This window comes from Pseudomonas sp. CAN1 (assembly GCF_030462585.1).
In the GTDB taxonomy this organism is placed as follows: Bacteria; Pseudomonadota; Gammaproteobacteria; order Pseudomonadales; family Pseudomonadaceae; genus Pseudomonas.
In genome coordinates, this window is record NZ_JASMRU010000005.1 from 243641 (window position 1) to 270623 (window position 26983).

Below are 26983 nucleotides of genomic sequence, written 5' to 3' on the forward strand. Positions count from 1 at the left end.
TGTCATCCCTTCCGGGTAAAGGCCAGAACGCGCTCATCGGCGACCGGTTCGAGGAGCGGGTGCTGCCAGTCGGCCACCTCGCCCACACCGATCACCAGCAGTCCCCCCACCGCCAGGCGCTCGGCCAGGCGATTGAGGATTTCCCGCCGCCGCCAGCGGCGGAAATAGATCAGCAGGTTCTGGCAAAAAATCACGTCCATGCCGGACATTGGCGCCTTGGCCAGTTCCAGCACATTCAGCCGGGTGCAACAGACGCGCCCGGCGAGATCGGGTATCACTGCGTATCGACCGTCATCCTGCGCGCTGAAGTAGCGCGTGACCAGTTCAGGGTCGATGTCTTCCAGCTTGCGCGGCGCGTAGCGGGCCTCGCGAGCGCGATTCAGGGCATTCAGGCTGATATCGGTACCGGTCACCCCGAACAGCGGGGCGAGGCCGGCCGATTCCAGCACCTTGGCCGTCACCATGGCGAGGGAGTAAGGCTCCTCACCGCTGGAACAGCCGACGCTCCACAAGGCCAGTGGCCGGCTCGGGCCGACCTGTTCGAGGCGCTGCTGCAGGTAGCTCTCCAGCACTTCGAAGGATGCCTGGTGGCGAAAGAAACGGGTTTCCTGAACGGTGAGGCGATCCAGCAGGTTCGACCACTCCACGGCGCCGCGCGGGCCGTCGGTGACCTGGCGGTAATAGGTGCCGTAGTCGGCTATGCCCAGTTCGCGCATCCGCGCGCCCAGGCTGGTCTGCAGGAAGGCACGGCGTTGCTCGTTGACCACGACGCCGGTGCGGTCTTCCAACAGTGCCTGCCAGTCGCGGAAGTCCGCGGCCGACATGTCGGCCAACGGCTGCAACGACCAGACGCCACTTGCCTGCATGTCGCGCCCCTCGCTCAAGACTGTCATGCGCTACCCGGTGAAGAGCAGCGCACCTCCTCTGCTCAGGCCTGTTCGGCGATGTCCGGCAGTTTGAAGCCGGATACGGAGTGACGCATCTCGCCGGCCATCTTGGCCAGGTTGCCAATGCTGCGCGCGGTGGCGGTGGTACCGGCGGAGGTCTGCGAGGTGATCTCCTGGATCACGTTCATGGTGTTGGAAATGTGGCCGGCGGAGGAGGCCTGCTGACGGGCGGCGTTGGAGATGTTCTGGATCAACGCTGCCAGGGTCTTGGATACCTTCTCGATCTCTTCCAGCGACACACCGGCGTCCTGCGCCAGGCGGGCACCACGAACCACCTCGGAGGTGGTCTGTTCCATCGAGATCACCGCTTCGTTGGTGTCGGTCTGAATGGTCTTCACCAGCGCCTCGATCTGCTTGGTCGCAGCGGAGGAACGTTCCGCCAGGCGCTGTACTTCGTCCGCTACCACGGCGAAGCCGCGGCCCGCGTCGCCCGCCATGGACGCCTGGATCGCGGCGTTCAGGGCGAGGATGTTGGTCTGGTCGGCAATGTCGTTGATCAGGCTTACGATGTCACCGATCTCCTGGGACGATTCACCGAGGCGCTTGATCCGCTTCGAGGTGTCCTGGATCTGCTCACGGATGTTGTCCATGCCGGTGATGGTGTTGTGCACCACTTCGTTGCCCTTGTTGGCGATGGCTACGGAACGTTCCGCTACCGCCGAGGACTCGGAGGCGTTCGCCGATACCTGGTCAATGGACACGGCCATTTCGTTGATCGCGGCGGAGGCGCCGGCGATTTCCTGGGCCTGGTGCTCGGAAGCCTCGGCCAGGTGCATGGCGGTGGCCTGGGTTTCCTGGGCGGCGGCGGCCACCTGCACGGCGGTCAGGTTGATGGTTTCCACCAGCTCGCGGAGCTGGTCGATGGAGTAGTTGATGGAGTCCGCGATGGCACCGGTGAAGTCCTCGGTTACCGTCGCGGCCACCGTCAGGTCGCCGTCGGCGAGGTCGGCGATTTCGTCGAGCAGTCGCAGAATCGCCGCCTGGTTACGTTCGTTCTTCTCGGCGGTCTCGGCCAGTCGGCGGTTGGTTTCACGCACCATCACCAGACCGATGAGGATGATCGCGCCCAGCACGATGATGCCCAGGGCCACGCTGGCGACCTGGTTGAAGACCCGGCCCTCGGCCAGGTTCTCGAAGCCGTCGGCGAGGCTGGAAGCCTTGTCCAGCAGGGTCTGCGAGCCACCGAAGATGGTGTTGGCAGCTTCCCGGACCTGGAACAGTTCCGGCGAGGTCTCGAGGATTTCGTCCACCGAGCCGGAGACGAATTCAAAGAGTTCGGCGATCTCGTTGAGGCGGTCCACCGCTTCGGCGTTGGTCACCTTGGAGATGCTCATCGCCGCGTTGCCTTCCTTCATGCCCTTGAGTACGCGGCCGAAGAGGCTGGCGTCACGGCCGAAGCTGTCGGCGGCCTGCACGGAGTTCTCGTCGCCGGCCAGTACCTTGTTCACCGAGCCGAGGATACGTTCGGCCAGCAGCGACTGGCGCTGGGCTACCGCAACCTGGTCGGCCGGGGCACCGTTTTCCAGCAGGATGTCGACGACCTCTTCGTACTCCACCTGCAGCTGCGGGATGGTTTCGGCGAGGGTCGCGGCTACCTGGTGCAGGGACAGTACGGTCTGTTCGCTGGCGAGGATGGAGTCGGCGTTCTTGCGCAGGGTGTCCCAGTCCTTCTGTACGTCCGCCATCTGCGGTTGTACCGAAGCCGGGCTCGGCGGCAGGCCGGTAGTCTCGTCACCCTTGGTGAGGATGTTCCAGCGCTTCTCGAAGTCGTTGCGCGCCTCTTTCAGCAGCTTGAACGCCTCCGCCTTGCCCGCCGCCGCTTCGGTGGCGTTCTTGGCAATACGCTGGGACAGCACGCGCAGCTCGCCGGCGTGGCCGATGTACTGCTTGTCGTGGTTCGCCTGGGTGTTGAGGTAAGCGAAGTTCGCGAACAGCAAGACGATCGCCACGATCAGGACCACGAAGAGTCCGAGGATCAGCGAGCTGCTGCGCGCGCCCGAGAAAAGACTGCCTGCCTTTATATTTTTCATATTCGGCCCCCGCCTGGACCCACCACGATTACGGTTTCCATGTCACAACAAGGGCCGGCAATGCCGGCCCAACCGGTCAAACTCTAGCTGGCGACGTCGAGGAACCCCGGATGTTGAGCCAGCGCATGCGGGCTGAACACGAGCCAGGGTTGCTCCCGATGGAAGACGCCATGGATAAAGGGCTGCAGGACCGCTTCGAGGGGCGGCAGCTGCTCGGAGAAGGTGTCCACCGGGAAGTGCTGCATGCCGAATACCTCATCGACGATGAGGCCGGCGAAGACTTCCTGGTATTCCACGACGAGCACACGCCGCTGTTTGCGCAGAGGCGAAAGCTCCGCGCCGAGGAAGCCGCACAGGTCCATGATCGGCAACAGGCGGCCGCGCACGTTGGCGACCCCCTTCACCCAGTCACGGACGCCGGGCAGCAGTGTGTAGCGGGGTTCGTGAAGAACCTCGCCGACCTCCCCCATGGGTGCAACGAACAGGCGTCCCGCCATGCGAAAGCCGATGCCGTTCCAGCTCTGCACCACCTCGCGCTGGGCGGGCAGGCCCGCAGCCAGCTGCCGACAGCGCTGATCGATCTGGACGAGAACCTCGAAAGGACTCTGGACTTCCGCCATGCCGGCCCTGGCCTTCTTCTCTAATAATTATGTGCAGTACGTGCAGACGGGCTGGATCAGCCGGCCAGCACCGAATTGATGGTCTTGAGCAGCGTCTCTTCGTCCACCGGCTTGGTCAGGTAGTCGCGAGCGCCCTGGCGCTTGCCCCAGACCTTGTCGGTCTCCTGGTCCTTGGTGGTGACGATGATCACCGGAATCGCGCTGGTTTCCGGGTCCTTGGACAGCTGACGGGTCGCCTGGAAGCCGTTCAGGCCGGGCATGACGATGTCCATCAGGACGACGTCGGGTTTCTCCTGGCGAGCCAGGGCCACGCCATCGGCGCCGTTTTCGGCCTTGAGTACCTGGTGCGAGTGCTTTTCCAGCATCGCGGTCAGCTTGTACATCTCGGTCGGCGAGTCATCAACAATCAGAATTCGAGCCATTGTGGTCCCCATACGGAATAGGCGTCACCGGCGCAGGCGCCGGACTTCAGGAAGCGTGCTCCACCGGGGTGAAGTCGGGCACATGGGTCTTGATCGCGCCGAGCAGTTCTTCCTTGCTGAAAGGCTTGGTGAGGTACTGATCGGAACCGACGATGCGACCCTTGGCCTTGTCGAACAGGCCGTCCTTGGAGGACAGCATGATCACCGGCGTGGATTTGAATGCACTGTTGTTCTTGATCAGGGCGCAGGTCTGATAGCCATCCAGGCGCGGCATCATGATGTCGACGAAGATGATGCTGGGATGGGTATCGGCGATCTTGGCCAGCGCGTCGAAGCCGTCGATGGCCGTAATGACATCGCAGCCGACTTTCTTCAGCAGGGTTTCAGCCGTGCGACGAATCGTCTTGGAATCGTCGATCACCATTACTTTCAAACCGTCGGAATGCTGTTCCATGTTCGCCCTTACCATCTCGGTGAGTCGTTTTTCCGCTTTTTATTTCAGTGCGCAAGCGCCCTGCCACCGTCGGGCTGCGACCCAATCGTGGGAACCTTTTACCACAATCGTCAGAATCTTTACCACGCCCAGCAAATCCAGGCCATAAGACCCCGAACGCGCAGGCTTTTTCCTTGACCGAGCGCACATCCAGCGCCACCCTGAGCGTCCCTTTTCAGCCTTTGCGGCGCGGCTTCGAGTCGCAGCCCCAAGCCCCCGGATATTCCCCCAGGAGGACATCCATGAGCGTACGCCTCGGGATCGTGATGGACCCCATCGCGCAGATCAGCTTCAAGAAGGACAGTTCGCTGGCGATGCTGCTGGCTGCCCAGGCCCGTGGCTGGGAGCTGTTCTATATGGAACAGCAGGACCTCTACCAGAAGGAGAACGTCGCCCGCGGTCGCATGCGCCCGCTCAAGGTGTTCTACGATCCGGCCCACTGGTTCGAACTGCAAGACGAAGTCGACCAGCCGCTGTCGGAGCTGGACGTGATCCTGATGCGCAAGGACCCGCCCTTCGACAACGAGTTCGTCTACTCCACTTACCTGCTGGAGCAGGCCGAAGCCGCCGGCACCCTCGTGGTCAACAAGCCGCAGAGCCTGCGTGACTGCAACGAGAAGTACTTCGCCACCCTCTTCCCGCAATGTGCGCCACCGACGGTGGTGAGCCGCCGGTCCGACATTCTGCGCGAGTTTGCATCACAGCATCGTGACATCATTCTCAAACCCCTGGATGGCATGGGCGGATCGATGATCTTCCGCCACCGCGAAGGCGACCCGAACCTCTCGGTGATCCTCGAGACCCTGACCCGCCACGGCCAGGAGCAGGTGATGGCGCAGCGCTACCTGCCGGCCATCAAGGACGGCGACAAGCGCATCCTGATGATCGACGGCGAGCCGGTGGAATACTGCCTGGCGCGCATCCCGGCGCAGGGCGAGACCCGCGGCAACCTCGCTGCCGGCGGCCGTGGCGTGGCCCAGCCGCTGACCGAGCGCGACCGCTGGATCGCCGCACAGGTCGGCCCGGAACTGCGCAAGCGCGGCCTGCTGTTCGTCGGCCTCGACGTGATCGGCGAGAACCTCACCGAGATCAACGTCACCAGCCCGACCTGCATCCGCGAGATCGACGCGGCCTATGACACCCGCATCGGTGAGAGGCTGATGGCAGTCATCGACGAAAAGCTCAAGGCGCGCAGTGCGTCATAGACTTTTATAAGCCTCGTCGGCAGACTCTCGCCCACTTTGGCCCAGTGACCCGCAATGAACGCTGCAACCCACCAAGACTTCCCCGTGTCCTCCGGCGTACGTCCGGCGGACCGTCTGGGTTTCACCCTGTTCATTGCGGCCATCCTGCACGTTGCCGTGCTGCTCGGCGTGGGCTTCACCATGCCGATGCCCAGCCAGCTGAGCAAGACGCTGGAAATCACCCTGGCCAGTTTCAAGAGCGACAAGGCCCCGGAAAAGGCCGACTACCTCGCGCAGATGAACCAGCAGGGCAGCGGCACCCTGGAACACAAGGCGATCCCCAAGACCACCGAACAGGCGCCCTTCCAGGACACCGAGGTGAAGAAGGTCGCCCCGCCCGCCACGCCGCGCCAGGCCAAGAGCCCGGAGGCGCCCAAGGCCGCCGTCGCCACCCGCAGCCCGCGCCCGGACAAGGTGCAGACCAAGCAGCAGACGCCCAAGGCCGAGACCGTCGCCAAGCCCGCGCCGCAGTTCGACTCCGCCCAGCTCTCGGCGGAAATCTCCAGCCTCGAAGCCGACCTCGCCCGCGACCAGCAGGCCTACGCCAAGCGCCCACGCATCCACCGCCTGAGCGCCGCCTCGACCATGCGCGACAAGGGCGCCTGGTATAAAGAGGAATGGCGCAAGAAGATCGAGCGCATCGGCAACCTCAACTACCCGGACGAAGCTCGTCGCCAGCGCATCTACGGCAGCCTGCGGCTGCTGGTGTCGATCAATCGCGACGGTTCGCTGTATGAAGTGCAGGTCCTGGAATCCTCCGGCCAGCCCCTGCTCGACCAGGCCGCCCAGCGCATCGTGCGCCTGGCCGCGCCCTTCGCGCCGTTCTCCGGCGACCTCAACGACATCGACCGCCTGGAAATCATCCGCACCTGGCGCTTCGAGCGCGGCGACCGCCTCTCCAGCAAGTAAGCCGGCCGCACCTGTGGCGTCCGGTGACACTTTCAAGTCTTGTCCCTTTGCGCCCCAGGCCTGACACTAGCCGGCATGAAAAGCACAGCCGCCAGCTACCTCAAGCACCATTTCCTGATCGCCATGCCGCACATGGCGGACTCCAATTTCGCCCAGACGGTGACCTACCTCGTGGAACACAACGAGCAGGGCGCCATGGGCCTGATCATCAACCGCCCCAGCGGCCTGAGCCTTGCCGACGTGCTCGAACAACTGCGCCCGGACGAACTGCCGCCGGTGCGCTGCCAGGGCATGACCATCTATAACGGCGGCCCGGTACAGACCGACCGCGGCTTCGTCCTGCACCCCGCCGGGCGCAGCTACCAGGCCACCCTGGAGCTGGGCGAGCTGTCGCTGTCCACCTCCCAGGACGTGCTGTTCGCCATCGCCGATGGCAGCGGCCCGGCGCAGCACCTGATCACCCTCGGCTACGCCGGCTGGGAAGCCGGCCAGCTGGAAGCGGAACTCGCCGACAACGCCTGGCTGACCTGCCCCGCCGACCCGGCGGTGCTCTTCGAGGTGCCGGCCGAGCAGCGCCTGTCGGCCGCTGCCGAGCGCCTAGGGGTCAACCTCAGCCTGCTCACCGCCCAGGCCGGACACGCCTGATGTCGAGCAAACCCCTGCGCCTGCTGCTTGGCTTCGACTACGGCACCAAACAGATCGGCGTCGCCGTCGGCCAGGCCATCACCGGCCAGGCCCGCGAACTCTGCGTGCTCAAGGCGCAGAACGGCGTGCCGGACTGGAACCGCGTCGAAGCCCTGATCAAGGAATGGCAGCCCGACGCCATCGTCGTCGGCCTGCCGCTGAACATGGACGGCACTCCCAGCGACATGAGCGAGCGCGCCGAGAAATTCGCCCGCCGCCTGCACGGCCGCTACAACCTGCCGGTGCACACCCACGACGAACGCCTGACCACTTACGCCGCCAAGGGCGAGCGCCTGGCCCAGGGCCAGCGCGATGGTTACCGTGAACGCCCGGTGGACGCCCTGGCCGCCGCCCTGCTGCTGGAGGGCTGGCTGGCCGACAACGCCCCCGCCTGATCCCTGGCCCTCTGCCTGCCGCGGCCGCAGCGTCCTTGACCTGAAGCAGCGCCAGCGCAGCGAAAGCCACTAAGCTTGCCGGACCATTCCTTCGCGGAAGCGGTCCGCCCCGATGGCCGCCCGCGCCGGGTGGCCTCGCCAACCGAACCGGAGACGTCATGACCCTGCCCAGCCCCGCCGAACTCATCCCCCGCATGGCCACCGACCTGCGCAACTACCTGGCGCAGCGCGGGATCGACTCGCCGCGCTTCGTCGGCATCCACACCGGCGGCATCTGGGTCGCTCAGGAACTGCTCAAGGCACTGGGCAGCGAGGAGATCCTCGGCATCCTCGACGTGTCCTTCTACCGCGACGATTTCAGCCGCAGCGGCCTGCACCCGCAGGTCCGTCCGTCGGAACTGCCGTTCGAGATCGACGGCCAGCACCTGGTCCTGGTGGACGACGTGCTGATGAGCGGCCGGACCATTCGTGCCGCGCTCAACGAGCTGTTCGACTACGGTCGCCCGGCCAGCGTGACCCTGGTCAGCCTGGTGGACCTGAACAAGCGCGAGCTGCCCATTCGCCCGGATATCGTCGGCGAAACCCTGTCCCTGGCACCCAACGAGCGGGTAAAATTGCGCGGTCCCGCACCACTCGTCCTCGAGCGCACGCTTCTCAGCACCGCGCTGTAACTTCGCGCGCCCGGACCTCCACCCCCAACTTTCAGGGCCTGCCACATGCCGACCGACGCCAAGCGCCCGCTGCAGCTCAACGATCTGGGCCAGCTGCGCCACTTCCTCTCGCTCGACGGGTTGTCCCGCGAACTGCTGACTGAAATCCTCGATACCGCCGACTCCTTCCTCGAAGTCGGCGCCCGCGCGGTGAAGAAGGTCCCGCTGCTGCGCGGCAAGACCGTGTGCAACGTGTTCTTCGAGAACTCCACTCGCACCCGCACCACCTTCGAGCTGGCCGCCCAGCGCCTGTCCGCCGACGTCATCTCGCTGAACGTATCGACCTCCTCGACCAGCAAGGGCGAGACGCTCACCGACACCCTGCGCAACCTCGAAGCCATGGCTGCCGACATGTTCGTCGTGCGCCACAGCGACTCAGGCGCCGCGCACTTCATCGCCGAGCACGTCAGCCCCAACGTTGCCGTGATCAACGGCGGCGACGGCCGCCACGGCCACCCGACCCAGGGCATGCTCGACATGCTCACCATCCGCCGCCACAAGGGCAGCTTCGAGAACCTCTCGGTGGCTATCGTCGGCGACATCCTGCACTCGCGGGTGGCGCGCTCGGACATGCTGGCGCTGAAGACCCTGGGCTGCCCGAACATCCGCGTCATCGCCCCGCGCACCCTGCTGCCGGTAGGCCTGGAAGAGCAGTACGGGGTGAAGGTGTTCACCAACGCCGACGAAGGCCTGAAGGACGTCGACGTGGTGATCATGCTGCGCCTGCAGCGCGAGCGCATGGCCGGCGGCCTGCTGCCCAGCGAAGGCGAGTTCTTCAAGCTCTACGGCCTGACCCAGAAGCGCCTCAAGCTGGCCAAGCCCGACGCCATCGTCATGCACCCCGGCCCGATCAACCGCGGCGTGGAGATCGACTCCGCCGTGGCCGACGGCGAACAGTCGGTGATCCTCAACCAGGTCACCTACGGCATCGCCATCCGCATGGCCGTGCTGTCCATGGCCATGAGCGGCCAGAACGCCCAACGCCAGCTGGAACAGGAGGACGCGCAATGACCGTCAGTATTCGTGGCGCCCACCTGATCGACCCGGCCAGCGGCCTGGACCAGGTCTGCGACCTGCACATCGAGGCCGGCCGCATCGTCGCCGTCGGTGAAGCCCCGCAAGGCTTCCACGCCGCCCAGGAAATCGACGCCGCCGGCCTGATCGCCGCGCCCGGCCTGGTGGACCTGAGCGTCGCCCTGCGCGAGCCGGGCTACAGCCGCAAGGGCAGCATCGAAAGCGAAACCCGCGCCGCCGCTGCCGGTGGCGTCACCAGCCTGTGCTTCCCGCCGCAGACCAAGCCGGTGCTGGACACCTCCGCCGTCGCCGAGCTGATCCTCGACCGCGCCCGCGAAGCCGGCAACGCCAAGGTGTTCCCCATCGGCGCGCTGACCAAGGGCCTGGCCGGCGAGCAGCTGTCCGAGCTGGTCGCCCTGCGCGACGCCGGCTGCGTGGCCTTCACCAACGGCCTGGCGCCGATGGCGAGCAACCGCGTACTGCTGCGCTCGCTGGAATACGCAGCGACCTTCGACCTGACCGTGGTGTTCACCTCCCAGGATGCCGAACTGGCCGCCGATGGCATCGCCCACGAAGGCCCGACTGCCAGCTTCCGCGGCCTCGCCGGCATTCCGGAAACCGCCGAAACCGTAGCCCTGGCGCGCAACCTGCTGCTGGTGGAACAGTCCGGCGTGCGGGCGCACTTCAGCCAGCTGACCAGCGCCCGTGGCGTCGAGATGATCGCCCAGGCCCAGGCCCGCGGCCTGCCGGTCACTGCCGACGTGGCGCTGTACCAGCTGATTCTCACCGACGAGGCGCTGGCGGACTTCTCCAGCCTGTACCACGTGCAGCCGCCGCTGCGCTCACGCAAGGACCGCGACGCCCTGCGCGAAGCGGTGAAGAGCGGCGTGATCCAGGCCATCGCCAGCCACCACCAGCCCCACGAGCAGGACGCCAAGAACGCCCCGTTCGCCGCGACCGACCCGGGCATCAGCAGCGTCGAACTGCTGCTGCCGCTGGCCATGACCCTGGTACAGGACGGCCTGCTCGACCTGCCGACCCTGCTCGCCCGCCTCTCCAGCGGCCCGGCCGCCGCCCTGCGCCTGCCGGCCGGCAAGCTGGCCGTAGGTGCGGCAGCCGACGTGGTGCTGTTCGAAGCCGACGGCCAGACCCTGGCGGGCGAAACCTGGCTCTCCCGCGGCCAGAACTGCCCATTCCTCGGTCACTGCCTGCCGGGCGTGGTGCGCTGCACCCTGGTGGACGGGCACATCGTCCACGCGGTGTAACGCTGCGCTGCCCCATGAAAAAGCCCGCCGATTGGCGGGCTTTTCACGAACGGAAGCACTTCATGGTAACCATCCCCCAGCACGGCCCGCGCAACGAACTGAACGACATGCGGACGTTCGCGGAAGACCTGTCGCACCTTCCCGCCATCGAAACCTGGCGCATCCGCATTGACTGGTGCTCCGGCGATCGAGCCCTGGAGATCGAGCATCTTTCCAAGGACGGGCTGGAGCTGAGTAATGCCGAATTCTGGGCGCTGTACCAAGGCATCTACCAGACGATAGATGGCGAGTTCACCGCCCTCATCGCGGGACAGCCAATCTGCACCCTGACGGCAGTGGACTCTTCCTACTGGGAAATTCAGGGGCCGGAGTCATTCGAGCTGCACATGCAGCAGCGATACGGCCTCTACCACTCCCACAATCTTGAAGGGTAGAGCGTATAGCCGCGAACGGTTAGACGCTCCACGCCTTGGGCATTCCGCAGTGTCGGCACGACTTCGCGGACAAGGTCCGCTCCTACCGGGAGCTTCAAAGTAGGATGGGTGGAGCGGAGCGATACCCATGCTGGCGGTGCCGCGGTTGATGGGTATCGCTTCGCTCCACGCCATCCTACAAATGCGCCACGGTTCAGATCATCGCCAGGGCCTTGGCGAGGTCGGCGCGCAGGTCTTCAACGTCCTCCACCCCCACTGACAGGCGAATCAGCGAATCGCCGATGCCGAGCGCCGCGCGGTTCTCCGGCGGGATGCTGGCGTGGGTCATGATCGCCGGGTGCTCGATCAGGCTTTCTACGCCGCCCAGGCTCTCCGCCAGAGCGAACAGCTGGACGTTCTCCAGGAAGCGCCGCGAGCCGGCGAGGTCGGTGTCCAGGTCCAGCGAGATCATCCCGCCGAAGCCCTTCATCTGCGTGCGCGCCAGTTCGTGCTGCGGGTGCGAGGCCAAGCCGGGGTAATACACGCGCTTCACCTGTGGCTGCTGCTCCAGCCACTTGGCCAGCTCCAGGGCATTGGCGCAGTGGCGCTCCATACGCAGGGCCAGGGTCTTCACCCCGCGCAGGGTGAGGAAGGCGTCGAACGGGCCGGCGATGGCGCCCACCGAGTTCTGCAGGAAGCCCAGGCGCTCGGCGAGGTCGGGGTTGTCGCCGACGATGGCGATGCCGCCGATGACGTCAGAGTGGCCATTGAGGTACTTGGTGGTGGAGTGCACGACGATATCGAAGCCCAGGTCCAGCGGGCGCTGCACGTAGGGGCTGGCGAAGGTGTTGTCGGCCACGCAGAGGATGCCGCGCTCGCGGCAGGTACGGGCGATGGCGGCGAGATCGGTCAGGCGCAGGAGCGGGTTGCTCGGGGTTTCCACCCAGACCATGCGCGTCTTTTCGGTCAGCGCCGCTTCCAGGGCACCGGGCTGGGCCAAATCGGCGAAATGGAAGTCGTGCCCGGCGCTACGCCGGCGCACCCGCTCGAACAGGCGGAAGGTGCCGCCGTAGAGGTCGTTGCCGGAGACGATGTGCGAGCCGGCATCGAGCAACTCCAGCACTGCCGAGATAGCCGCCAGCCCGGAAGCGAAGGCGAACGCCTTGCTGCCGCCCTCCAGGTCCGCCACGCAGCGCTCCAGCGCCCAGCGCGTGGGGTTGTGCGAGCGACCGTAGTCCAGCCCCTTGTGCACGCCGGGACTTTCCTGGCGGTAGGTGGAGTTGGCGTAGATCGGCGGCATGATCGCCCCGGTGGACGGGTCCGGCTCCTGCCCGGCGTGGATCACGCGGGTGGCGAAACCGAGGCGGTCGTCGTGCTGACTCATGGGAGGATCCTCCGCAGGTGGTTGAGCAGGTCGAATCTGGTGATCAGGCCATGGAAGCCCGAGGCGTCGGCGATGATCGCCACCAGGCCGCGGCCGAGTACGGCTTCCAGCTCGGCGAGGCTGGCGCCGGGGGCGAGGGTTTCCGGGGCGTCGCTCATGGCGCTGGAGACTTCGCAGCGGTAGTGCGCCGGGTCGTCATGCACGCCCATGAGGATGTCGGACTCGTCGATCACGCCCACCAGGCGCTTGCCGTCGAGCACGGGGAGCTGGGAGATGTCCGCCAGGCGCATGCGCTGGAAGGCAGTGAGCAGGGTGTCGCCGGGGCCGACGCTGACCACCCGGCCCTCCTCGAAGCGCCGCGCGATGATGTCGCGCAGGTCACCGTAGCGCTTGCGTTGCAGCAGGCCCTGGTCGGTCATCCACTGGTCGTTGTAGATCTTCGACAGGTAGCGCGTGCCGGTGTCGCAGACCAGGCTGACCACGCGCTTGGGTTCCTTCTGCTCGCGGCAGAAGCGCAGCGCGGCGGCCAGCAGCGTGCCGGTGGAGGAGCCGGCGGCGATGCCTTCGTTGCGCAGCAGCTCGCGGGCGGTGGCGAAGCTCTCTTCGTCGCTGATCGAGTAGGCGTGGCGCACGCTGGAGAGGTCGGCAATCGAAGGTACGAAGTCCTCGCCAATCCCCTCTACTGCCCAGGAGCCGGGCGTGCCGATGGCGCCGGAGCGGGAGTACTCGGCCATGATCGAGCCGACCGGGTCGGCCAGGACCATTTCCAGCTCGGGCTGGACCTTCTGGAAGAAGCGCGTGAGGCCGGTGAGCGTGCCGGCGGAGCCGACACCGACCACCACAGCGTCGAGATCATGGCCGGTCTGCGCCCAGATTTCCGGGGCGGTGCCGGTCTCGTGGGCCAGCGGGTTGGCGGGGTTGTTGAACTGGTCGGCGAAGAAGGCGTCGGGCAGGTCTTTCGCCAATCGCGCGGCGACGTCCTGGTAGTACTCGGGATGGCCCTTGCCGACGTCGGAGCGGGTGATGTGCACTTCGGCGCCCATGGCGCGCAGGTGCAGGACCTTCTCGGTGGACATCTTGTCCGGCACCACCAGCACCACCCGGTAGCCCTTGGCGCGCCCCACCAGCGCCAGGCCCAGGCCGGTGTTGCCGGCAGTGGCTTCGACAATCACGCCGCCGGGTTTGAGCCGGCCGTCGCGCTCGGCGGCTTCGATCATGGCGACGCCGATACGGTCCTTGATGGAGCCGCCGGGGTTCTGCGATTCGAGCTTGAGGAACAGGGTGCAGGGTCCGGTATCGAAGCGTGTCACGCGGACCATGGGGGTATTGCCGATCAGGTCGAGTACGGCAGGGCGGGATTCGTTGCTCATGGCAGCCACTCCTTCTGCGGCGCCACGGGGATCGCCCGGCGGCGCCTGCTACTGTCCTCCTGACCTTAGGCGGGCGGCACAGCTCGCGCCAGGCGGCGCGACGAAAGACGGCGGGGCAGACGGTGCGCGAAAGGTACGGCATTAGCTGTAGGAGCGAGCTTGCTCGCGAACATACCGAGCGTCGAGGCTGGGCCTGTTCGCGAGCAAGCTCGCTCCTACAAGAGAAGGATCAGATGCGCTGCGGCCCGTTGCGCTCGGAAATCTGGCTGTTCAGCGTCCAGAAGTCATAGAGCACGCCGATGAAGAACAGGCCACCGGTGCACAGGTAGATCAGCCCGGTTATCCACTTGCCCATGTACATCCGGTGCACGCCGAACACGCCGAGGAAGGTCAGCAGGATCCAGGCGACGTTGTAGTCCACGCCACCGGCGCGAAAGCGCTGGTCCGCCGCGTCGTCCATGGAGGGGATGAGGAACAGGTCGATGATCCAGCCGATGAAGAACAGGCCGAGGGTGAAGAACCAGATGGTGCCGGTGATCGGCTTGCCGTAATAGAAGCGGTGCGAGCCGGTAAAGCCGAAGATCCACAGCAGGTAGCCAATGACCTTGCTGTGGGTATCAGGGTTGGCGGACATGCCTTTCTCCCGTTGCGATTCAAGGTACCCAGCATAAACGAAAAGCCCGCACGGGGCGGGCTTCTCGGGCTGGCGGAATCAGCGGAAACCGCGATTGGGATCGTCGTCGCTGAGCTCCAGGGTCAGGCCCTTGGTCATGCTGCTCAGGTGGTCGGCGTCGGTCTCCGAGCCCAGCTTGATCATCAGACGCAGGTCGTTCGCCGAGTCGGCGTAGGCCAGCGCGTCTTCGTAGGTGATCTCGCCCTGGGTGTAGAGCTGATACAGCGCCTGGTCGAAGGTCTGCATGCCCTGCTCGGTGGAGCGCTTCATCAGCGGCTTGAGCTCGTGGACCTCGCCCTTGCGGATCAGGTCGGCAGCCAGCGGGGTATTCAGCAGCACTTCGATCACCGCGCGGCGGCCCTTGCCGTCCGGGGTCGGCACCAGTTGCTGGGCGACGATGGCCTTGAGGTTCAGCGACAGGTCCATCCACACCTGCCCATGCCGGTCGGCGGGGAAGAAGTGGATGATCCGCTCCAGCGCCTGGTTGGCGTTGTTGGCGTGCAGGGTCGCCAGGCACAGGTGGCCGGTTTCGGCGAAGGCCACGGCGTGGTCCATGGTCTCGCGCGAGCGTACCTCGCCGATCATGATCACGTCCGGCGCCTGGCGCAGGGTGTTCTTCAGCGCCACTTCGAAGCTGTCGGTATCCAGGCCCACCTCGCGCTGGGTGACGATGCAGCCCTGGTGCTGGTGGATGTACTCGATGGGGTCTTCGATGGAGATGATGTGACCGGTGGAGTTCTTGTTGCGGTAGCCGATCATCGCCGCCAGGGAGGTGGATTTACCGGTACCGGTGGCGCCGACGAAGATCACCAGGCCGCGCTTGGTCATCGCCAGCTTCTTGAGGATTTCCGGCAGCTTGAGGTCGTCGATGGTCGGGATGCTGGTCTCGATGCGACGCAGCACCATGCCCACCAGGTTGCGCTGGTAGAAGGCGCTGACGCGGAAACGGCCGATGCCGCGCGCGCTGATGGCGAAGTTGCATTCGTGGTTTTCGGCGAAGTCGCGGCGCTGCTGCTCGTTCATCACCGAGAGCACCGTCTCGCGGGTCTGCTCCGGCGACAGCGCGGTCTTGGTGACCGGCAGCACCTTGCCATTGACCTTCATCGACGGCGGCACGCCCGCCGTGACGAAGAGGTCGGAGGCACCCTTTTCCACCATCAGGCGCAACAGCTTCTCGAATTCCATGCTCGTTCTCGCGGGGTTTCACGCTGACTGCGACGATGCTGTCGAAGCACGGAACGAGTGCGTGTGGCGCGTTCCATGCGCCGGGCCGCGGTGGCCCGGTGGAGTTAGAAGTTTTCCGGAATCTTGGCTTTTTCCTTCGCCGCGTCGCGGGTCACCAGGCCCTTGGCGACCAGGCCCTTGAGGCACATGTCGAGGGTCTGCATGCCGATCGCGCCGCCGGTCTGGATCGACGAATACATCTGCGCCACCTTGTCCTCGCGGATCAGGTTACGGATCGCCGGGGTGCCGATCATGATCTCGTGGGCCGCCACCCGGCCGCCGCCGATCTTCTTCAGCAGGGTCTGGGAGATCACCGCCTGCAGGGATTCGGAGAGCATGGAGCGAACCATGGATTTCTCCTCGGCGGGGAACACGTCGACGATACGGTCGATGGTCTTGGCCGCGGAGGTGGTGTGCAGGGTGCCGAACACCAGGTGGCCGGTTTCCGCGGCGGTCAGCGCCAGGCGGATGGTTTCCAGGTCGCGCATCTCGCCGACCAGGATGATGTCCGGGTCCTCACGCAGAGCCGAGCGCAGCGCCTCGTTGAAGCCGAGGGTGTCGCGGTGCACCTCGCGCTGGTTGACCAGGCACTTCTTCGATTCGTGGACGAATTCGATCGGGTCCTCGACGGTGAGGATGTGGCTGTACTTGGTGTTGTTCAGGTAGTCGAGCATCGCCGCCAGCGAGGTGGACTTGCCCGAACCGGTGGGACCGGTGACCAGCACCAGGCCGCGCGGCACGTCGGAGACGCGCTTGAACACCTCGCCCATGCCCAGGTCTTCCATGGTCAGGACCTTGGAGGGAATGGTCCGGAACACGGCGCCGGCGCCGCGGTTCTGGTTGAAGGCGTTGACCCGGAAACGCGCAACCCCCGGGACTTCGAAGGAGAAGTCGGTTTCCAGGAATTCTTCATAATCCTTGCGCTGCTTGTCGTTCATGATGTCGTAGATCAGCGCGTGAACCTGCTTGTGCTCTAGTGGCGGCAGGTTGATGCGGCGAACATCGCCATCGACGCGGATCATCGGCGGCAGACCGGCCGAGAGGTGCAGGTCCGAAGCGCCCTGCTTGGCGCTGAAGGCGAGCAGCTCGGTAATATCCATGGGACTCCCCAATCAAGAGCAAGCAGGTAGAATGCCGCAGAACACGCAGCAGCCGGGCGGAAAAGCGACGGTAATGTCCACGATAGCAGAGAATATTGCAAAGGTTCGCGTACGAATCCGTGAGGCGGAACAAGCGAAAAATCGCACGCCTGGGTCGGTGCAGTTGCTTGCCGTGAGCAAGACCAAACCCGCCGCCGCGATCCGCGAAGCGCATGCCGAAGGCTTGAGCGATTTCGGCGAGAACTACCTGCAGGAAGCGCTGCTCAAGCAGGTCGAGCTCACCGACCTGGCGCTGACCTGGCATTTCATCGGTCCCATCCAGTCGAACAAGACCCGGCCGATCGCCGAGCACTTCGACTGGGTGCATTCGGTGGACCGGCTGAAGGTCGCCCAGCGCCTCTCCGAGCAGCGCCCGGCGGACCTGCCGCCGCTCAACGTGCTGCTGCAGGTGAACGTCAGCGGCGAGGACAGCAAGTCCGGCTGTTCCCCCGCGGAACTGCCCGCCCTCGCCCGCGCCGTGGCGCAGTTGCCGAACCTGAAACTGCGCGGCCTGATGGCAATCCCCGAACCCACCGAAGACGTCGCCGCGCAACACGCCGCCTTCGCCCGCCTGCGCGAGCTGATGCAAGCCCTGAATCTCGGTCTGGACAGCCTGTCCATGGGCATGAGCCACGACCTCGAAGCCGCCATCGGCGAAGGCGCCACCTGGGTGCGGATCGGTACCGCCCTGTTCGGCGCCCGCGACTACGGCACTTCGCACTGACGTACGGAATGAATAAAGGAAGAGACTCCATGAGCAGCACCCGCATTGCCTTCATCGGCGCCGGCAACATGGCCGCCAGTCTCATCGGTGGCCTGCGCGCCAAGGGCGTCGCCGCGAGCGACATCCGCGCCAGCGATCCGGGCGCCGAGCAGCGCGCAAAGATCGCCGCCGAGCACGGCATCGAAGTGGTCGGCGACAACGCCAGCGCCGTGGCCGGTGCCGACGTGGTGGTCCTGGCGGTCAAGCCGCAGGTGATGAAGGACGTCTGCCTGGCCCTGGCGCCGGCGCTGAGCGAAAACGCGCTGATCGTCTCCATCGCCGCCGGCATCCCCTGCGCCAGCCTCGAACGCTGGCTCGGCGAAGTGAACGGCAAGCCGCGCGCCATCGTCCGCTGCATGCCCAACACCCCGGCGCTGGTCGGCCTCGGCGCCAGCGGCCTGTTCCCCAACGTCAGCGTCAGCGCCGCCCAGCGCGAGCAGGCGCAGCAACTGCTGAGCGCCGTGGGCATTGCCCTGTGGCTGGACGAGGAGCGCCAGATCGACGCGGTCACCGCCGTCTCCGGCAGCGGCCCGGCCTACTTCTTCCTGCTGATGGAAGCCATGACCGCCGCCGGCGAGAAGCTCGGCCTGTCCCGCGAAGTTGCCGGCCAGCTGGCTCGCCAGACCGCCCTGGGCGCCGCGCAGATGGCGACTACCAGCGACGTCGACCCGGCCGAACTGCGCCGCCGTGTGACTTCGCCCAAGGGCACCACCGAAGCGGCCATCAACACCTTCCAGGCCAATGGCTTCGAGGCGCTGGTGGAGAAGGCGGTTGGCGCCGCTGACCACCGCTCCGCCGAACTGGCCGAGCAGCTGGGCCGCTGATCTCGATGACCTTCAAGACTTCGCGACCAGGGAAGGTCGCACTGCCCCTAGCTGTCTGTTTCCTGCTGGCCAGCGCCGCCGTCCAGGCTGCGCAATGCCCGGTTGCGCCAGCGACCGACGACAACGTCAAGACCGCCTACCAGGCCATGCAGCAGGCCATGGCCAGCGGCTTCACCGATGACGCGGACAACAGCGTGACGCCGGAGCTGAGCCAGGCCATCGAGCACTATAAACAGACGCTGGCCGACGCCTTCGACGCCCACCTCGCCTGCGCCCCGGCCACGCCGGACGTCACTGCCCTGCAGGCCGACCTGAGCCAGCGCCTGCTGCCGGTGCCGAAGCCGGTCAACGACAGCGAAGTCGCCCTGCCCGACCAAAACGAGATCGTCGTCAGCCTCAGCGCCAGTCCCGCTCCGCTGCTACTGGTCAGCGGTGGCTTCGCCATTCCCTGCGGCAGTGACAACGTGCTGCGCGGTTACCGCCGCGAAGGCGATACCTGGGTGCGCGCGCTGGACTGGCAGAGCGGCCCTTATAAGGACATCTCCGGCGCCTACGGCGACCTGTACCTGTACGAACGCCTGGCCAACGGCGACATCGCAATGATGCACGGCACGCCCTGGTGCACCTCGCGCTGGAGCCACCTGGCACTGGAAGTGGTGCGCCCGGCCACGGCCGACCAAGCCCAGCGCACCCTGCTGCACAACGAGCACGACTACGTGCGCGACGACCACGAAGTGAAGCTCAAGGCCCGCCCCGACGGCTTCGAGTGGCGCGCCGAGGTCGGCAGCCTGGACGGCGACCTGCTGACCCGGCCCGGCATCTTCCGCTACCGCCAGGACGGCGAAAGCTTCCAGCGCATCCAGCCGGCCGCGTCCAATGGCCGCGGCTTCGTCGATGAATGGCTGCGGGTGGACCCGCCGCTTGCCCGCGCCTGGGCCGACCCGGCCGGCGCCGACGCCACCCTGGCGGCGCGCGAGGAACTGCTCGGCCTCAACAAGCGCAGCGGCGTGACCCTGGCCTACACCGCGGTGCGCGGCTGCAAGGCCGACCCCGCACGCTTCCAGGTGGACATCGAGCTGGACAGCCCGGAGCCGCTGGCCGAAGGCAACCAGCGCTTCGTCAGCATCCGCCAGGAGGCCAACGGTTTTACCCTGCTGGGCCTGAGCCGCAGCGCCGACCCGGCGTGCAGTGGCCCTGACCTGATGGCCAGGCGGGGTTGAATTTGCACGTGACGAAACACACTTACAGGCGACCGGCGACGATGAATTCCCTACAGTATGGCGTTACAGCGCCGTCGTTGACCGACCGCCCGATTCGCCCGGCCCTGCGCGCCGGCGCCCAACGTTTACCAAGGACCGCCCAATGACCGGACTTTCCACAGCCGCCATCTATGTGATCCAGACCCTTGGCAGCCTGTATCTGCTGATCGTGCTGCTGCGCTTCATCCTGCAACTGGTCCGCGCCGACTTCTACAACCCGCTCAGCCAGTTCATCGTGCGCGCCACCAAGCCGCTGCTGAACCCGCTGCGCCGCGTCATCCCCGGCTTCGGCGGCATCGACTTCGCCTCGCTGGTGCTGGCCATCCTGGTCCAGCTGGTGCTCATGGTCATCACCCTGACCCTGATGGGCTACGGCGTCGGCGGCTACATCCTGCAGCTGCTGGTGTGGTCGATCATCGCGGTGACCTCGCTGTTCCTGAAGGTATTCTTCTTCGCCCTGATCATCAGCGTGATCCTCTCCTGGGTCGCTCCGGGCAGCTACAACCCCGGCGCCCAGCTGGTGAACCAGATCTGCGAGCCGTTCCTGGCGCCCTTCCGCAAGCTGCTGCCGAACCTCGGCGGCCTGGATATCTCGCCGATCTTCGCGTTCATCGCGCTGAAGCTGATCGACATGCTGGTGATCGGCAACCTCGCCGCCATGACCGGCATGCCGCAGATCCTGTCGCCGTTCATGTAACCGGCCATGCCGTTCTACCACTGGGACGGCGAGGACCTGATCCTCGACTGCCACCTGCAGCCCAAGGCGAGCCGCGACGAGTTCGCCGGGCTGCACGGTGAGCGCCTGAAAATCCGCCTCACCGCGCCGCCCGTCGAAGGCAAGGCCAACGCCCACCTGCTGGCGTTCCTCGGCAAGGCATTCGGCGTGCCGAAAAGCGCGGTGAAACTGGAAAGCGGAGAGCTGAACCGGCAGAAGCGCGTGCGCATTCCGCGCCCGACGAAACTTCCGGCGGAACTTGGGATAGCCGCTCGGTAACCTTGGCCGACCTTACGTGTAGGAATGTGCTGTAGGCCAATTGCTATTCCTACAGTCCACCGCATAATCCACGCCATCCATTCCCCTGCGCAGGACGCGCCAGCCCAAGGAACGCCCGGATGAGCATGGAACGTCTCAGTCAGCAGATCGATGCCTACGTCACCTGGAAGCGCGAGCTGGTCCGCGAGATCACCCGCTATCGCAGCTGGCTGGAGCGTGCCCGGCTGAATTCGCCGGAGATCGAGGAGCGTCTGGAACGTACCCTGCGCCTGCTGCGGGTCGACCACATCACCCTGGCCTTCGTCGGCGAGTACTCGCGCGGCAAGACCGAGCTGATCAACAGCCTGTTCTTCGCCGGCTACGGCCGGCGCATGCTGCCGTCCCAGGCCGGGCGCACCACCATGTGCCCCACCGAACTGTTCTTCGACCCGCGCTCGGAACGCCCCTACATCCGCCTGCTGCCCATCGAGACCCGCGTCGCCGAGGCCAGCGTGGCGCAGTTCAAGCGCATCCCGCGGCACTGGGTGAACATCCCGCTGGACACCTCCGACCCGGCCAACATGGCGCTGGCCTTCGCCCAGGTCGCCAAGACCAAGCCGCTGCCGGTGGAACAGGCGATCCAGCTGGGCTTCCACCCGGACATGCTCGAAGCCAGCGACAAGCCCGGCATCGTGCTGGTGCCGGCGTGGCGCCATGCGCTGGTCAACTTCGACCACCCGCTGTTGCGCCAGGGCCTGCGAATCCTCGACACCCCCGGCCTGAACGCCCTGGGCAGCGAGCCGGAACTGACCCTGTCGATGCTGCCCAGCGCGCAGTCGATCCTCTTCCTGCTGGCCGCCGACACCGGCGTCACCGCTTCCGACATGGCGATCTGGCAGGACCACGTGCGCCAGCTCGGCGAGGACGGCCACACTTCGCTCTACGCCGTGCTGAACAAGATCGACGTGCTCTGGGACGACCTGGCCGGCGAAACCTTCGTGCAGAACGCCATCCGCCAGATCCAGGAAACCACCGCGCGCCAGCTGGGCATCGGCCGCGAGGATGTGCTGCCGCTGTCGGCCAAGCAGGCGCTGCTGGCCAAGGTGCGCGGCGACCGCGAACTGCTGGCGCGCAGCCAGATGGAGTCGCTGGAGGAGCTGCTCTGCGAGCGCATCGTCGCGCAGAAGGAGCGGCTGCTGGAGGACGCCGTGGTCGGCCGCGTGCTGGCCCTGGTCAACAACAGCCAGCACAGCCTGCGCGTGCGCCTGGAGAAGGTGAAGGAGCAGCAGGCGCTGCTCAACGACCAGCAGCAGGACAGCGGACAGCTGCTGTTCGAGCTGACGGCGCGGACCAAGGACGACCACAACCTGCACCACAAGCGCCTGCTCGGCCTGAAGACCAACCAACGCCTGCTGCGCCACCAGGGCGAGCAGCTGCGCGACGCGGTGCGCCCGGAGCGCCTGGAACAGCACCTGCGCAAGGTCCACGAGAAACTGCGCGGCAGCTGGACCACGGTCGGCATCAACCAGGCCATCCTGCAGTTCTTCCGCACCGTGGAGACCGACCTGGTCGGCCTGATGCACGAATCGGAGACCGCCAACCGCATGGTCGCGGCCATCTACCAGCGGCATAACCAGGAGAACCCGCTCAACGCCCTCGACGCCCCGCAACTGCGCGTCGAGCGCTACCTGCGCGAGCTGGCCAAGCTGCAGCAGAAGGCCGACCGCTTCCGCCTGCACCTGAAGACCCTACTCACCGAGCAGCGCCTGCTGACCCGGCGCTTCTTCGCCACCGTCGCCCAGGAAGTCATCGGCCTGCACCAGCGCCTGCGCGAGGAAGCCGAGCAGTGGGCCGCCGACGCGCTGATGCCGCTGATGCAGTACAGCCTGGAGCACAAGCAGATGCTGGAAACCCACATGCTGCGGCTCAAGGCGCTGGCCCAGGAAACCCAGCAGACGCGGCAGCGCTCGCTGCTGCTGGGGCGCTACACCGGGGAGCTGGAAAGCCAGCTCGCCGAGGCCACCGACATCCTCCGCCTGCTGCGCCGCCCGGCGCCGCTGCAGCGCCAGGCCAAGGTCGTCACCCTGCCCACTTCCCAGCGCGCCTGAACCCCGCGCCACGCCCGCCCCGCCCCTGCCCTGCCCCTTCCGAGCGCGCTTGCCGCAGGGGGCGGCGCTCTTTAGACTGGCCGTCCTTTTTTATTCATGAGCTGGGTCGATGCCAACAGTCTTCCCCGAAGATTCCGTCGGTCTGGTCTCCCCCCAGACGCTGCAGTTCAACGAACCGCTGCCCCTGGCCTGCGGCAAGACGCTGCCCGAATACCAGCTGGTGATCGAGACCTACGGCGAGCTGAACGCCACGGCGAGCAACGCCGTGCTGATCTGCCACGCCCTCTCCGGCCATCACCACGCCGCCGGCTACCACAGCGAAGATGAACGCAAGCCGGGTTGGTGGGACAGCTGCATCGGTCCGGGCAAGCCCATCGATACCCGCAAGTTCTTCGTCGTCGCGCTGAACAACCTGGGCGGCTGCAACGGCTCCACCGGCCCGACCAGCCTCAACCCCGCCACCGGCAAGACCTATGGCGCGGACTTCCCGGTGGTCACCGTGGAAGACTGGGTCAATAGCCAGGCGCGCCTGGCCGATCGCCTCGGCATCCATAGCTGGGCCGCCATCGTCGGCGGCAGCCTGGGCGGCATGCAGGCGCTGCAGTGGACCATCAGCTACCCAGAGCGCGTGCGCCATTGCCTGTGCATCGCCAGCGCACCGAAGCTGTCGGCGCAGAACATCGCCTTCAACGAAGTCGCCCGCCAGGCCATCCTCTCGGACCCGGAGTTCTACGGCGGCCACTTCCAGGACCACGACGTGATCCCCAAGCGCGGCCTGCGCCTGGCGCGGATGGTCGGGCACATCACCTACCTCTCCGATGACGCCATGGGCGCCAAGTTCGGCCGCGACATGAAGTCGGAGAAGCTCAACTACGACCTGCACAGCGTCGAGTTCCAGGTGGAAAGCTACCTGCGCTACCAGGGCGAGGAGTTCTCCACCCGCTTCGACGCCAACACCTACCTGCTGATGACCAAGGCGCTGGACTACTTCGACCCGGCCGCCGCCCATGGCGACGACCTGGCGCGGACCCTGGCCGACGTGAAGGCGGACTTCTGCCTGATGTCCTTCACCACCGACTGGCGCTTCTCCCCGGCCCGTTCGCGGGAGATCGTCGACGCGCTGCTGGCGGCGAAAAAGAACGTCAGCTACCTGGAGATCGACGCACCGCAAGGCCACGACGCCTTCCTGATGCCGATCCCGCGCTACCTGCAAGCCTTCAGCGGTTACATGCACCGCATCAGCGTATAAGGACCACCATGCGCGCCGACCTGGAAATCATCCAAGACTGGATCCCCGCCGGCAGCCGCGTGCTCGACCTGGGCTGCGGCGACGGCGAATTGCTCGCCTGGCTGCGCGACCACAAGCAGGTCGGCGGCTACGGCCTGGAGATCGACCCCGACAAGATCGCCAAGTGCGTCGAAAGCGGGGTCAACGTCATCGAACAGGACCTGGACAAGGGCCTGGGCAACTTCGCCAGCAACAGCTTCGACGTGGTGGTGATGACCCAGTCGCTGCAGGCCCTGCGCTACCCGGACAAGGTGCTGGCGGAGATGCTGCGCGTGGGCAAGACCTGCATCATCACCTTCCCCAACTTCGGTCACTGGCGCTGCCGCTGGTACCTCGCGCGCAATGGCCGCATGCCGGTGTCGGAATTCCTTCCTTACACTTGGTACAACACGCCGAACATCCACTTCTGTACCTTCCGCGACTTCGAGGCGCTCTGCCACGAACAGCACGCGAAGGTGCTCGACCGCCTGGCGGTGGACCACGAGCACCAGCACGGCTGGGCCTCGCGAATCTGGCCTAATCTGTTGGGTGAGATCGGCATCTACAGGGTCAGCGGTGCCGGCGTGCAGGATCACCGCATCGCCGTCTAACTCGCGCCCGGGAGAAACATCATGCGCCGCCTGCTTACCTTCTTCGCCTGCCTGGTCCTCGCCCTGCCCGCCTTCGCCGAACAGGTGAAGCGCCTGGGCGACCTGCAGGTGCACTACAGCGTGTTCAACTCCAGCTTCCTCCAGCCCAATGTCGCGCAAGCGGTGGGCGTGGTGCGCAGCAAGGCCCAGGGCGTGATCAACATCGTGCCGCTGGACGCCAGCGGCAAGCCGGCCAATGTCACCGTCGCCGGCTCCGCGAAGAACCTGATGGGGCAGAACATCCCTCTGACCTTCAAGCGCGTGGTCGAGGAAGGCGCCGTCTACAACCTGGCGCAGTTCCCCATCGAAGGCCGCGAAACCCTGACCTTCTCCATCCAGGTCCAGTCCGGAAACGAAGCCGCGCAAAGCTTCGATTTCATGCAGGAAATCTTCCCAGACCCATGATCAAGCTCGAACAACTGGTGCTGGCCAGTCACAACGCCGGCAAGCTCAAGGAACTCCAGGCCATGCTCGGCGCCCACGTGAAGGTGCGCTCCATCGGCGAGTTCAGCGACGTGGAACCGGAAGAGACCGGCCTGTCGTTCGTCGAGAACGCCATCCTCAAGGCCCGCAACGCCGCGCGCATCTCCGGCCTGCCGGCGCTGGCCGACGACTCGGGCCTGGCGGTGGACTTCCTCGGCGGCGCGCCGGGCATCTATTCCGCGCGCTACGCCGACGGCAAGGGCGACGCGGCGAACAACGCCAAGTTGCTGGACGCGATGAAAGACGTACCGGACGAGCAACGCGGCGCCCAGTTCGTCAGCGTGCTGGCCCTGGTCCGCCACGCCGACGACCCGCTGCCGATCCTCTGCGAAGGCCTCTGGCACGGCAGCATCCTGCGCGAAGCCCGCGGCGAACACGGTTTCGGCTACGACCCGCTGTTCTGGGTGCCGGAAGCCGAATGCTCCAGCGCCGAACTGGCGCCCGAGCAGAAGAACCAGATCAGCCACCGCGCCCGCGCGATGGCCCTGCTGAAGCAGCGGCTGGGACTATGACCAAGGCTTCAGGCGACAGGCTTCAGGCCCCAGGCAAAAGCCCCCACCTGCAGCCTACGGCCTGCAGCCTGCAGCTTCCGCCGCTCTCGGCGTACGTGCACATCCCCTGGTGCGTGCGCAAATGCCCCTATTGCGACTTCAACTCCCATGCCGCCGGCCCGGAGCTGCCCGAGGACGCCTACGTCGAGGCGCTGCTGGCCGATCTGGCGACGGATCGCGGCTACGTGTACGGCCGCAAGCTGACCTCGATCTTCTTCGGCGGCGGCACGCCCAGCCTGTTCTCCGCCAAGGCGCTGGGCCGCATCCTCGAGGGCCTGGAGCAGCAAGTCGGCTTCGAAAGCGACATCGAGATCACCCTGGAAGCCAACCCCGGCACCTTCGAGCAGGCCAAGTTCGCCGACTACCGGGCGCTGGGCATCAACCGGCTGTCCATCGGCATCCAGAGCTTCCAGGCCGAGAAGCTCAAGGCCCTGGGCCGCATCCACGACGGTGACGAAGCGGTACGCGCCGCCGAGATGGCGCGCCGCGCCGGCTTCGACAACTTCAACCTGGACCTGATGCACGGCCTGCCGGAGCAGAGCGTCGCCGACGCGCTCTCCGACCTGCAGCAGGCCATCGACCTGGCGCCGACGCACCTGTCCTGGTACCAGCTGACCATGGAGCCGAACACGGTGTTCTGGAGCCAGCCGCCGGAGCTGCCCGAGGACGACCAGCTGTGGGAAATCCAGGAAGCCGGCCAGGCGCTGCTCGCCCAGGCAGGCTACGTGCAGTACGAAACCTCGGCCTATGCCCGCGACGGCAAGCGCGCGCGGCACAACCTGAACTACTGGACCTTCGGCGACTTCCTCGGCATCGGCGCTGGCGCCCACGCCAAGCTGAGCACGCCGGAAGGCCGCATCCTGCGCACCTGGAAGACCCGCCTGCCGAAGGACTACCTGAACCCGGAGAAACMCTTCCAGGCCGGCGAGCGCGACCTGGAGCCGGACGACCTGCCCTTCGAGTTCATGATGAACGCCTTGCGCCTCACCGACGGCGTGCCGGCAGGCACCTTCGCCGAGCGCACCGGCCTGCCGCTGGCCGCTATCGAGCAAGCCTGCCGCCAGGCGCGCGCAGACGGCCTGCTGCTGGACGACCCGCAGCGCCTCGCGCCCAGCGAACGCGGCCAGCTGTTCCTCAACGACCTGTTGCAGCGCTTCCTGCCTTGAGAA

The 26983-nt window shown here is 66.1% G+C and carries 29 protein-coding genes; 19 read left to right on the top strand and 10 right to left on the bottom strand.

Annotation, left to right across the window (positions count from 1 at the left end):
- Nucleotides 1-2: 2 nt before the first annotated feature.
- The 5 genes from QO207_RS09935 to pilG all read right to left on the bottom strand — a co-directional run bounded on the left by QO207_RS09935 (nucleotide 3) and on the right by pilG (nucleotide 4473).
- Nucleotides 3-866, bottom strand: a complete 864-nt coding sequence (locus tag QO207_RS09935; RefSeq protein WP_301532360.1) for a protein-glutamate O-methyltransferase — start codon at nucleotides 864-866, stop codon at nucleotides 3-5.
- A 62-nt stretch (nucleotides 867-928) separates the two neighbouring features.
- Complete coding sequence (locus QO207_RS09940; RefSeq protein ID WP_301532274.1) at nucleotides 929-2977, bottom strand: methyl-accepting chemotaxis protein; 2049 nt, start codon at nucleotides 2975-2977, stop codon at nucleotides 929-931.
- Nucleotides 2978-3060: 83 nt separating this feature from the next.
- The gene (locus QO207_RS09945) at nucleotides 3061-3597 is read right to left on the bottom strand and encodes a chemotaxis protein CheW (protein WP_081519603.1); all 537 of its coding nucleotides are present in this window, start codon (nucleotides 3595-3597) and stop codon (nucleotides 3061-3063) included.
- Between the two features lie 56 nt (nucleotides 3598-3653).
- A complete protein-coding gene (gene pilH, locus QO207_RS09950; RefSeq protein ID WP_024766237.1) occupies nucleotides 3654-4019 on the bottom strand; it encodes a twitching motility response regulator PilH in 366 nt (121 codons plus the stop codon).
- A gap of 46 nt (nucleotides 4020-4065) precedes the next feature.
- Entirely contained in the window at nucleotides 4066-4473 is a 408-nt protein-coding gene (pilG, locus tag QO207_RS09955) for a twitching motility response regulator PilG (RefSeq protein WP_015475142.1), read from the bottom strand.
- A gap of 281 nt (nucleotides 4474-4754) precedes the next feature.
- Here pilG and gshB point away from each other — a divergent pair, with 281 nt between their 5' ends.
- The 8 genes from gshB (at nucleotide 4755) to QO207_RS09995 (ending at nucleotide 11167) form a co-directional block, all read left to right on the top strand.
- Nucleotides 4755-5717, top strand: a complete 963-nt coding sequence (gene gshB / locus QO207_RS09960; RefSeq protein ID WP_301532275.1) for a glutathione synthase — start codon at nucleotides 4755-4757, stop codon at nucleotides 5715-5717.
- A 54-nt stretch (nucleotides 5718-5771) separates the two neighbouring features.
- Nucleotides 5772-6665, top strand: coding sequence for an energy transducer TonB (locus QO207_RS09965; protein ID WP_301532276.1), 894 nt, complete (start codon nucleotides 5772-5774; stop codon nucleotides 6663-6665).
- Nucleotides 6666-6740: 75 nt separating this feature from the next.
- Nucleotides 6741-7310 (top strand): YqgE/AlgH family protein, encoded by a 570-nt coding sequence (locus tag QO207_RS09970; protein WP_236172735.1) that lies wholly within the window; start codon nucleotides 6741-6743, stop codon nucleotides 7308-7310.
- Nucleotides 7307-7744 (top strand): Holliday junction resolvase RuvX, encoded by a 438-nt coding sequence (gene ruvX / locus QO207_RS09975; RefSeq protein WP_253442713.1) that lies wholly within the window; start codon nucleotides 7307-7309, stop codon nucleotides 7742-7744. Before QO207_RS09970 ends, ruvX begins: the two co-directional genes overlap by 4 nt.
- A gap of 158 nt (nucleotides 7745-7902) precedes the next feature.
- A complete protein-coding gene (pyrR, locus tag QO207_RS09980; RefSeq protein ID WP_301532277.1) occupies nucleotides 7903-8415 on the top strand; it encodes a bifunctional pyr operon transcriptional regulator/uracil phosphoribosyltransferase PyrR in 513 nt (170 codons plus the stop codon).
- Between the two features lie 45 nt (nucleotides 8416-8460).
- Nucleotides 8461-9465 carry an aspartate carbamoyltransferase catalytic subunit gene (locus tag QO207_RS09985; RefSeq protein ID WP_301532278.1) on the top strand — a complete coding sequence of 335 codons (1005 nt, stop codon included), beginning with the start codon at nucleotides 8461-8463 and terminating at the stop codon, nucleotides 9463-9465.
- Complete coding sequence (locus QO207_RS09990; protein ID WP_301532279.1) at nucleotides 9462-10733, top strand: dihydroorotase; 1272 nt, start codon at nucleotides 9462-9464, stop codon at nucleotides 10731-10733. The genes QO207_RS09985 and QO207_RS09990 overlap by 4 nt, the downstream gene beginning before the upstream one ends.
- 62 nt (nucleotides 10734-10795) lie before the next feature.
- On the top strand, nucleotides 10796-11167 hold the full coding sequence (locus QO207_RS09995; protein ID WP_301532280.1) for a hypothetical protein: 372 nt from the start codon (nucleotides 10796-10798) through the stop codon (nucleotides 11165-11167).
- A 193-nt stretch (nucleotides 11168-11360) separates the two neighbouring features.
- On the opposite strand, the gene QO207_RS10000 is transcribed toward QO207_RS09995, so the two are convergent.
- The 5 genes from QO207_RS10000 to pilT all read right to left on the bottom strand — a co-directional run bounded on the left by QO207_RS10000 (nucleotide 11361) and on the right by pilT (nucleotide 16897).
- Nucleotides 11361-12530: a PLP-dependent aspartate aminotransferase family protein gene (locus QO207_RS10000; RefSeq protein WP_301532281.1), complete on the bottom strand. Its 1170-nt coding sequence runs from the start codon at nucleotides 12528-12530 to the stop codon at nucleotides 11361-11363.
- Nucleotides 12527-13900 carry a cystathionine beta-synthase gene (locus QO207_RS10005; protein WP_301532282.1) on the bottom strand — a complete coding sequence of 458 codons (1374 nt, stop codon included), beginning with the start codon at nucleotides 13898-13900 and terminating at the stop codon, nucleotides 12527-12529. Before QO207_RS10005 ends, QO207_RS10000 begins: the two co-directional genes overlap by 4 nt.
- A gap of 229 nt (nucleotides 13901-14129) precedes the next feature.
- A complete protein-coding gene (locus QO207_RS10010; RefSeq protein WP_301532283.1) occupies nucleotides 14130-14534 on the bottom strand; it encodes a TM2 domain-containing protein in 405 nt (134 codons plus the stop codon).
- 78 nt (nucleotides 14535-14612) lie between these two features.
- Complete coding sequence (pilU, locus tag QO207_RS10015) at nucleotides 14613-15758, bottom strand: type IV pilus ATPase PilU (RefSeq protein ID WP_301532284.1); 1146 nt, start codon at nucleotides 15756-15758, stop codon at nucleotides 14613-14615.
- A gap of 104 nt (nucleotides 15759-15862) precedes the next feature.
- A complete protein-coding gene (gene pilT, locus QO207_RS10020; RefSeq protein WP_301532285.1) occupies nucleotides 15863-16897 on the bottom strand; it encodes a type IV pilus twitching motility protein PilT in 1035 nt (344 codons plus the stop codon).
- Nucleotides 16898-16970: 73 nt separating this feature from the next.
- On the opposite strand from pilT, the gene QO207_RS10025 reads away from it, so the two are divergent.
- The 11 genes from QO207_RS10025 (at nucleotide 16971) to hemW (ending at nucleotide 26980) form a co-directional block, all read left to right on the top strand.
- Complete coding sequence (locus QO207_RS10025) at nucleotides 16971-17660, top strand: YggS family pyridoxal phosphate-dependent enzyme (RefSeq protein ID WP_301532286.1); 690 nt, start codon at nucleotides 16971-16973, stop codon at nucleotides 17658-17660.
- A 29-nt stretch (nucleotides 17661-17689) separates the two neighbouring features.
- On the top strand, nucleotides 17690-18523 hold the full coding sequence (gene proC, locus QO207_RS10030) for a pyrroline-5-carboxylate reductase (RefSeq protein ID WP_301532287.1): 834 nt from the start codon (nucleotides 17690-17692) through the stop codon (nucleotides 18521-18523).
- Between the two features lie 5 nt (nucleotides 18524-18528).
- Nucleotides 18529-19743: a hypothetical protein gene (locus QO207_RS10035; RefSeq protein WP_301532288.1), complete on the top strand. Its 1215-nt coding sequence runs from the start codon at nucleotides 18529-18531 to the stop codon at nucleotides 19741-19743.
- A 142-nt stretch (nucleotides 19744-19885) separates the two neighbouring features.
- Entirely contained in the window at nucleotides 19886-20479 is a 594-nt protein-coding gene (locus QO207_RS10040; protein WP_301532289.1) for a YggT family protein, read from the top strand.
- 6 nt (nucleotides 20480-20485) lie between these two features.
- Nucleotides 20486-20776: a DUF167 domain-containing protein gene (locus QO207_RS10045; RefSeq protein ID WP_138213121.1), complete on the top strand. Its 291-nt coding sequence runs from the start codon at nucleotides 20486-20488 to the stop codon at nucleotides 20774-20776.
- 119 nt (nucleotides 20777-20895) lie between these two features.
- Complete coding sequence (locus QO207_RS10050) at nucleotides 20896-22863, top strand: dynamin-like GTPase family protein (protein WP_301532290.1); 1968 nt, start codon at nucleotides 20896-20898, stop codon at nucleotides 22861-22863.
- Between the two features lie 109 nt (nucleotides 22864-22972).
- A complete protein-coding gene (locus tag QO207_RS10055; protein WP_301532291.1) occupies nucleotides 22973-24112 on the top strand; it encodes a homoserine O-acetyltransferase in 1140 nt (379 codons plus the stop codon).
- Between the two features lie 8 nt (nucleotides 24113-24120).
- A complete protein-coding gene (gene metW, locus QO207_RS10060; RefSeq protein ID WP_301532292.1) occupies nucleotides 24121-24741 on the top strand; it encodes a methionine biosynthesis protein MetW in 621 nt (206 codons plus the stop codon).
- Between the two features lie 21 nt (nucleotides 24742-24762).
- Nucleotides 24763-25185: a DUF4426 domain-containing protein gene (locus QO207_RS10065; protein WP_301532293.1), complete on the top strand. Its 423-nt coding sequence runs from the start codon at nucleotides 24763-24765 to the stop codon at nucleotides 25183-25185.
- Nucleotides 25182-25775, top strand: a complete 594-nt coding sequence (gene rdgB, locus QO207_RS10070; RefSeq protein ID WP_301532294.1) for an RdgB/HAM1 family non-canonical purine NTP pyrophosphatase — start codon at nucleotides 25182-25184, stop codon at nucleotides 25773-25775. Before QO207_RS10065 ends, rdgB begins: the two co-directional genes overlap by 4 nt.
- Nucleotides 25772-26980 carry a radical SAM family heme chaperone HemW gene (hemW, locus tag QO207_RS10075; protein ID WP_301532295.1) on the top strand — a complete coding sequence of 403 codons (1209 nt, stop codon included), beginning with the start codon at nucleotides 25772-25774 and terminating at the stop codon, nucleotides 26978-26980. Before rdgB ends, hemW begins: the two co-directional genes overlap by 4 nt.
- Nucleotides 26981-26983 lie beyond the last annotated feature (3 nt).

Coding starts and splice junctions, on each gene's coding strand:
- QO207_RS09945 (WP_081519603.1), bottom strand. CDS start 3,597: ATGGCGGAAGTCCAGAGTCCTTTCGAGGTTCTCGTCCAGATCGATCAG.
- QO207_RS09970 (WP_236172735.1), top strand. CDS start 6,741: ATGAAAAGCACAGCCGCCAGCTACCTCAAGCACCATTTCCTGATCGCC.
- QO207_RS10035 (WP_301532288.1), top strand. CDS start 18,529: ATGACCTTCAAGACTTCGCGACCAGGGAAGGTCGCACTGCCCCTAGCT.
- pyrR (WP_301532277.1), top strand. CDS start 7,903: ATGACCCTGCCCAGCCCCGCCGAACTCATCCCCCGCATGGCCACCGAC.
- QO207_RS09965 (WP_301532276.1), top strand. CDS start 5,772: ATGAACGCTGCAACCCACCAAGACTTCCCCGTGTCCTCCGGCGTACGT.
- pilT (WP_301532285.1), bottom strand. CDS start 16,897: ATGGATATTACCGAGCTGCTCGCCTTCAGCGCCAAGCAGGGCGCTTCG.
- pilG (WP_015475142.1), bottom strand. CDS start 4,473: ATGGAACAGCATTCCGACGGTTTGAAAGTAATGGTGATCGACGATTCC.
- pilU (WP_301532284.1), bottom strand. CDS start 15,758: ATGGAATTCGAGAAGCTGTTGCGCCTGATGGTGGAAAAGGGTGCCTCC.
- metW (WP_301532292.1), top strand. CDS start 24,121: ATGCGCGCCGACCTGGAAATCATCCAAGACTGGATCCCCGCCGGCAGC.
- gshB (WP_301532275.1), top strand. CDS start 4,755: ATGAGCGTACGCCTCGGGATCGTGATGGACCCCATCGCGCAGATCAGC.
- QO207_RS10025 (WP_301532286.1), top strand. CDS start 16,971: ATGTCCACGATAGCAGAGAATATTGCAAAGGTTCGCGTACGAATCCGT.
- QO207_RS09935 (WP_301532360.1), bottom strand. CDS start 866: ATGCAGGCAAGTGGCGTCTGGTCGTTGCAGCCGTTGGCCGACATGTCG.
- QO207_RS09995 (WP_301532280.1), top strand. CDS start 10,796: ATGGTAACCATCCCCCAGCACGGCCCGCGCAACGAACTGAACGACATG.
- rdgB (WP_301532294.1), top strand. CDS start 25,182: ATGATCAAGCTCGAACAACTGGTGCTGGCCAGTCACAACGCCGGCAAG.
- QO207_RS09940 (WP_301532274.1), bottom strand. CDS start 2,977: ATGAAAAATATAAAGGCAGGCAGTCTTTTCTCGGGCGCGCGCAGCAGC.
- QO207_RS09985 (WP_301532278.1), top strand. CDS start 8,461: ATGCCGACCGACGCCAAGCGCCCGCTGCAGCTCAACGATCTGGGCCAG.
- QO207_RS10065 (WP_301532293.1), top strand. CDS start 24,763: ATGCGCCGCCTGCTTACCTTCTTCGCCTGCCTGGTCCTCGCCCTGCCC.
- pilH (WP_024766237.1), bottom strand. CDS start 4,019: ATGGCTCGAATTCTGATTGTTGATGACTCGCCGACCGAGATGTACAAG.
- QO207_RS10010 (WP_301532283.1), bottom strand. CDS start 14,534: ATGTCCGCCAACCCTGATACCCACAGCAAGGTCATTGGCTACCTGCTG.
- QO207_RS10045 (WP_138213121.1), top strand. CDS start 20,486: ATGCCGTTCTACCACTGGGACGGCGAGGACCTGATCCTCGACTGCCAC.
- QO207_RS10055 (WP_301532291.1), top strand. CDS start 22,973: ATGCCAACAGTCTTCCCCGAAGATTCCGTCGGTCTGGTCTCCCCCCAG.
- QO207_RS10050 (WP_301532290.1), top strand. CDS start 20,896: ATGAGCATGGAACGTCTCAGTCAGCAGATCGATGCCTACGTCACCTGG.
- proC (WP_301532287.1), top strand. CDS start 17,690: ATGAGCAGCACCCGCATTGCCTTCATCGGCGCCGGCAACATGGCCGCC.
- QO207_RS10000 (WP_301532281.1), bottom strand. CDS start 12,530: ATGAGTCAGCACGACGACCGCCTCGGTTTCGCCACCCGCGTGATCCAC.
- QO207_RS10005 (WP_301532282.1), bottom strand. CDS start 13,900: ATGAGCAACGAATCCCGCCCTGCCGTACTCGACCTGATCGGCAATACC.
- QO207_RS09990 (WP_301532279.1), top strand. CDS start 9,462: ATGACCGTCAGTATTCGTGGCGCCCACCTGATCGACCCGGCCAGCGGC.
- QO207_RS10040 (WP_301532289.1), top strand. CDS start 19,886: ATGACCGGACTTTCCACAGCCGCCATCTATGTGATCCAGACCCTTGGC.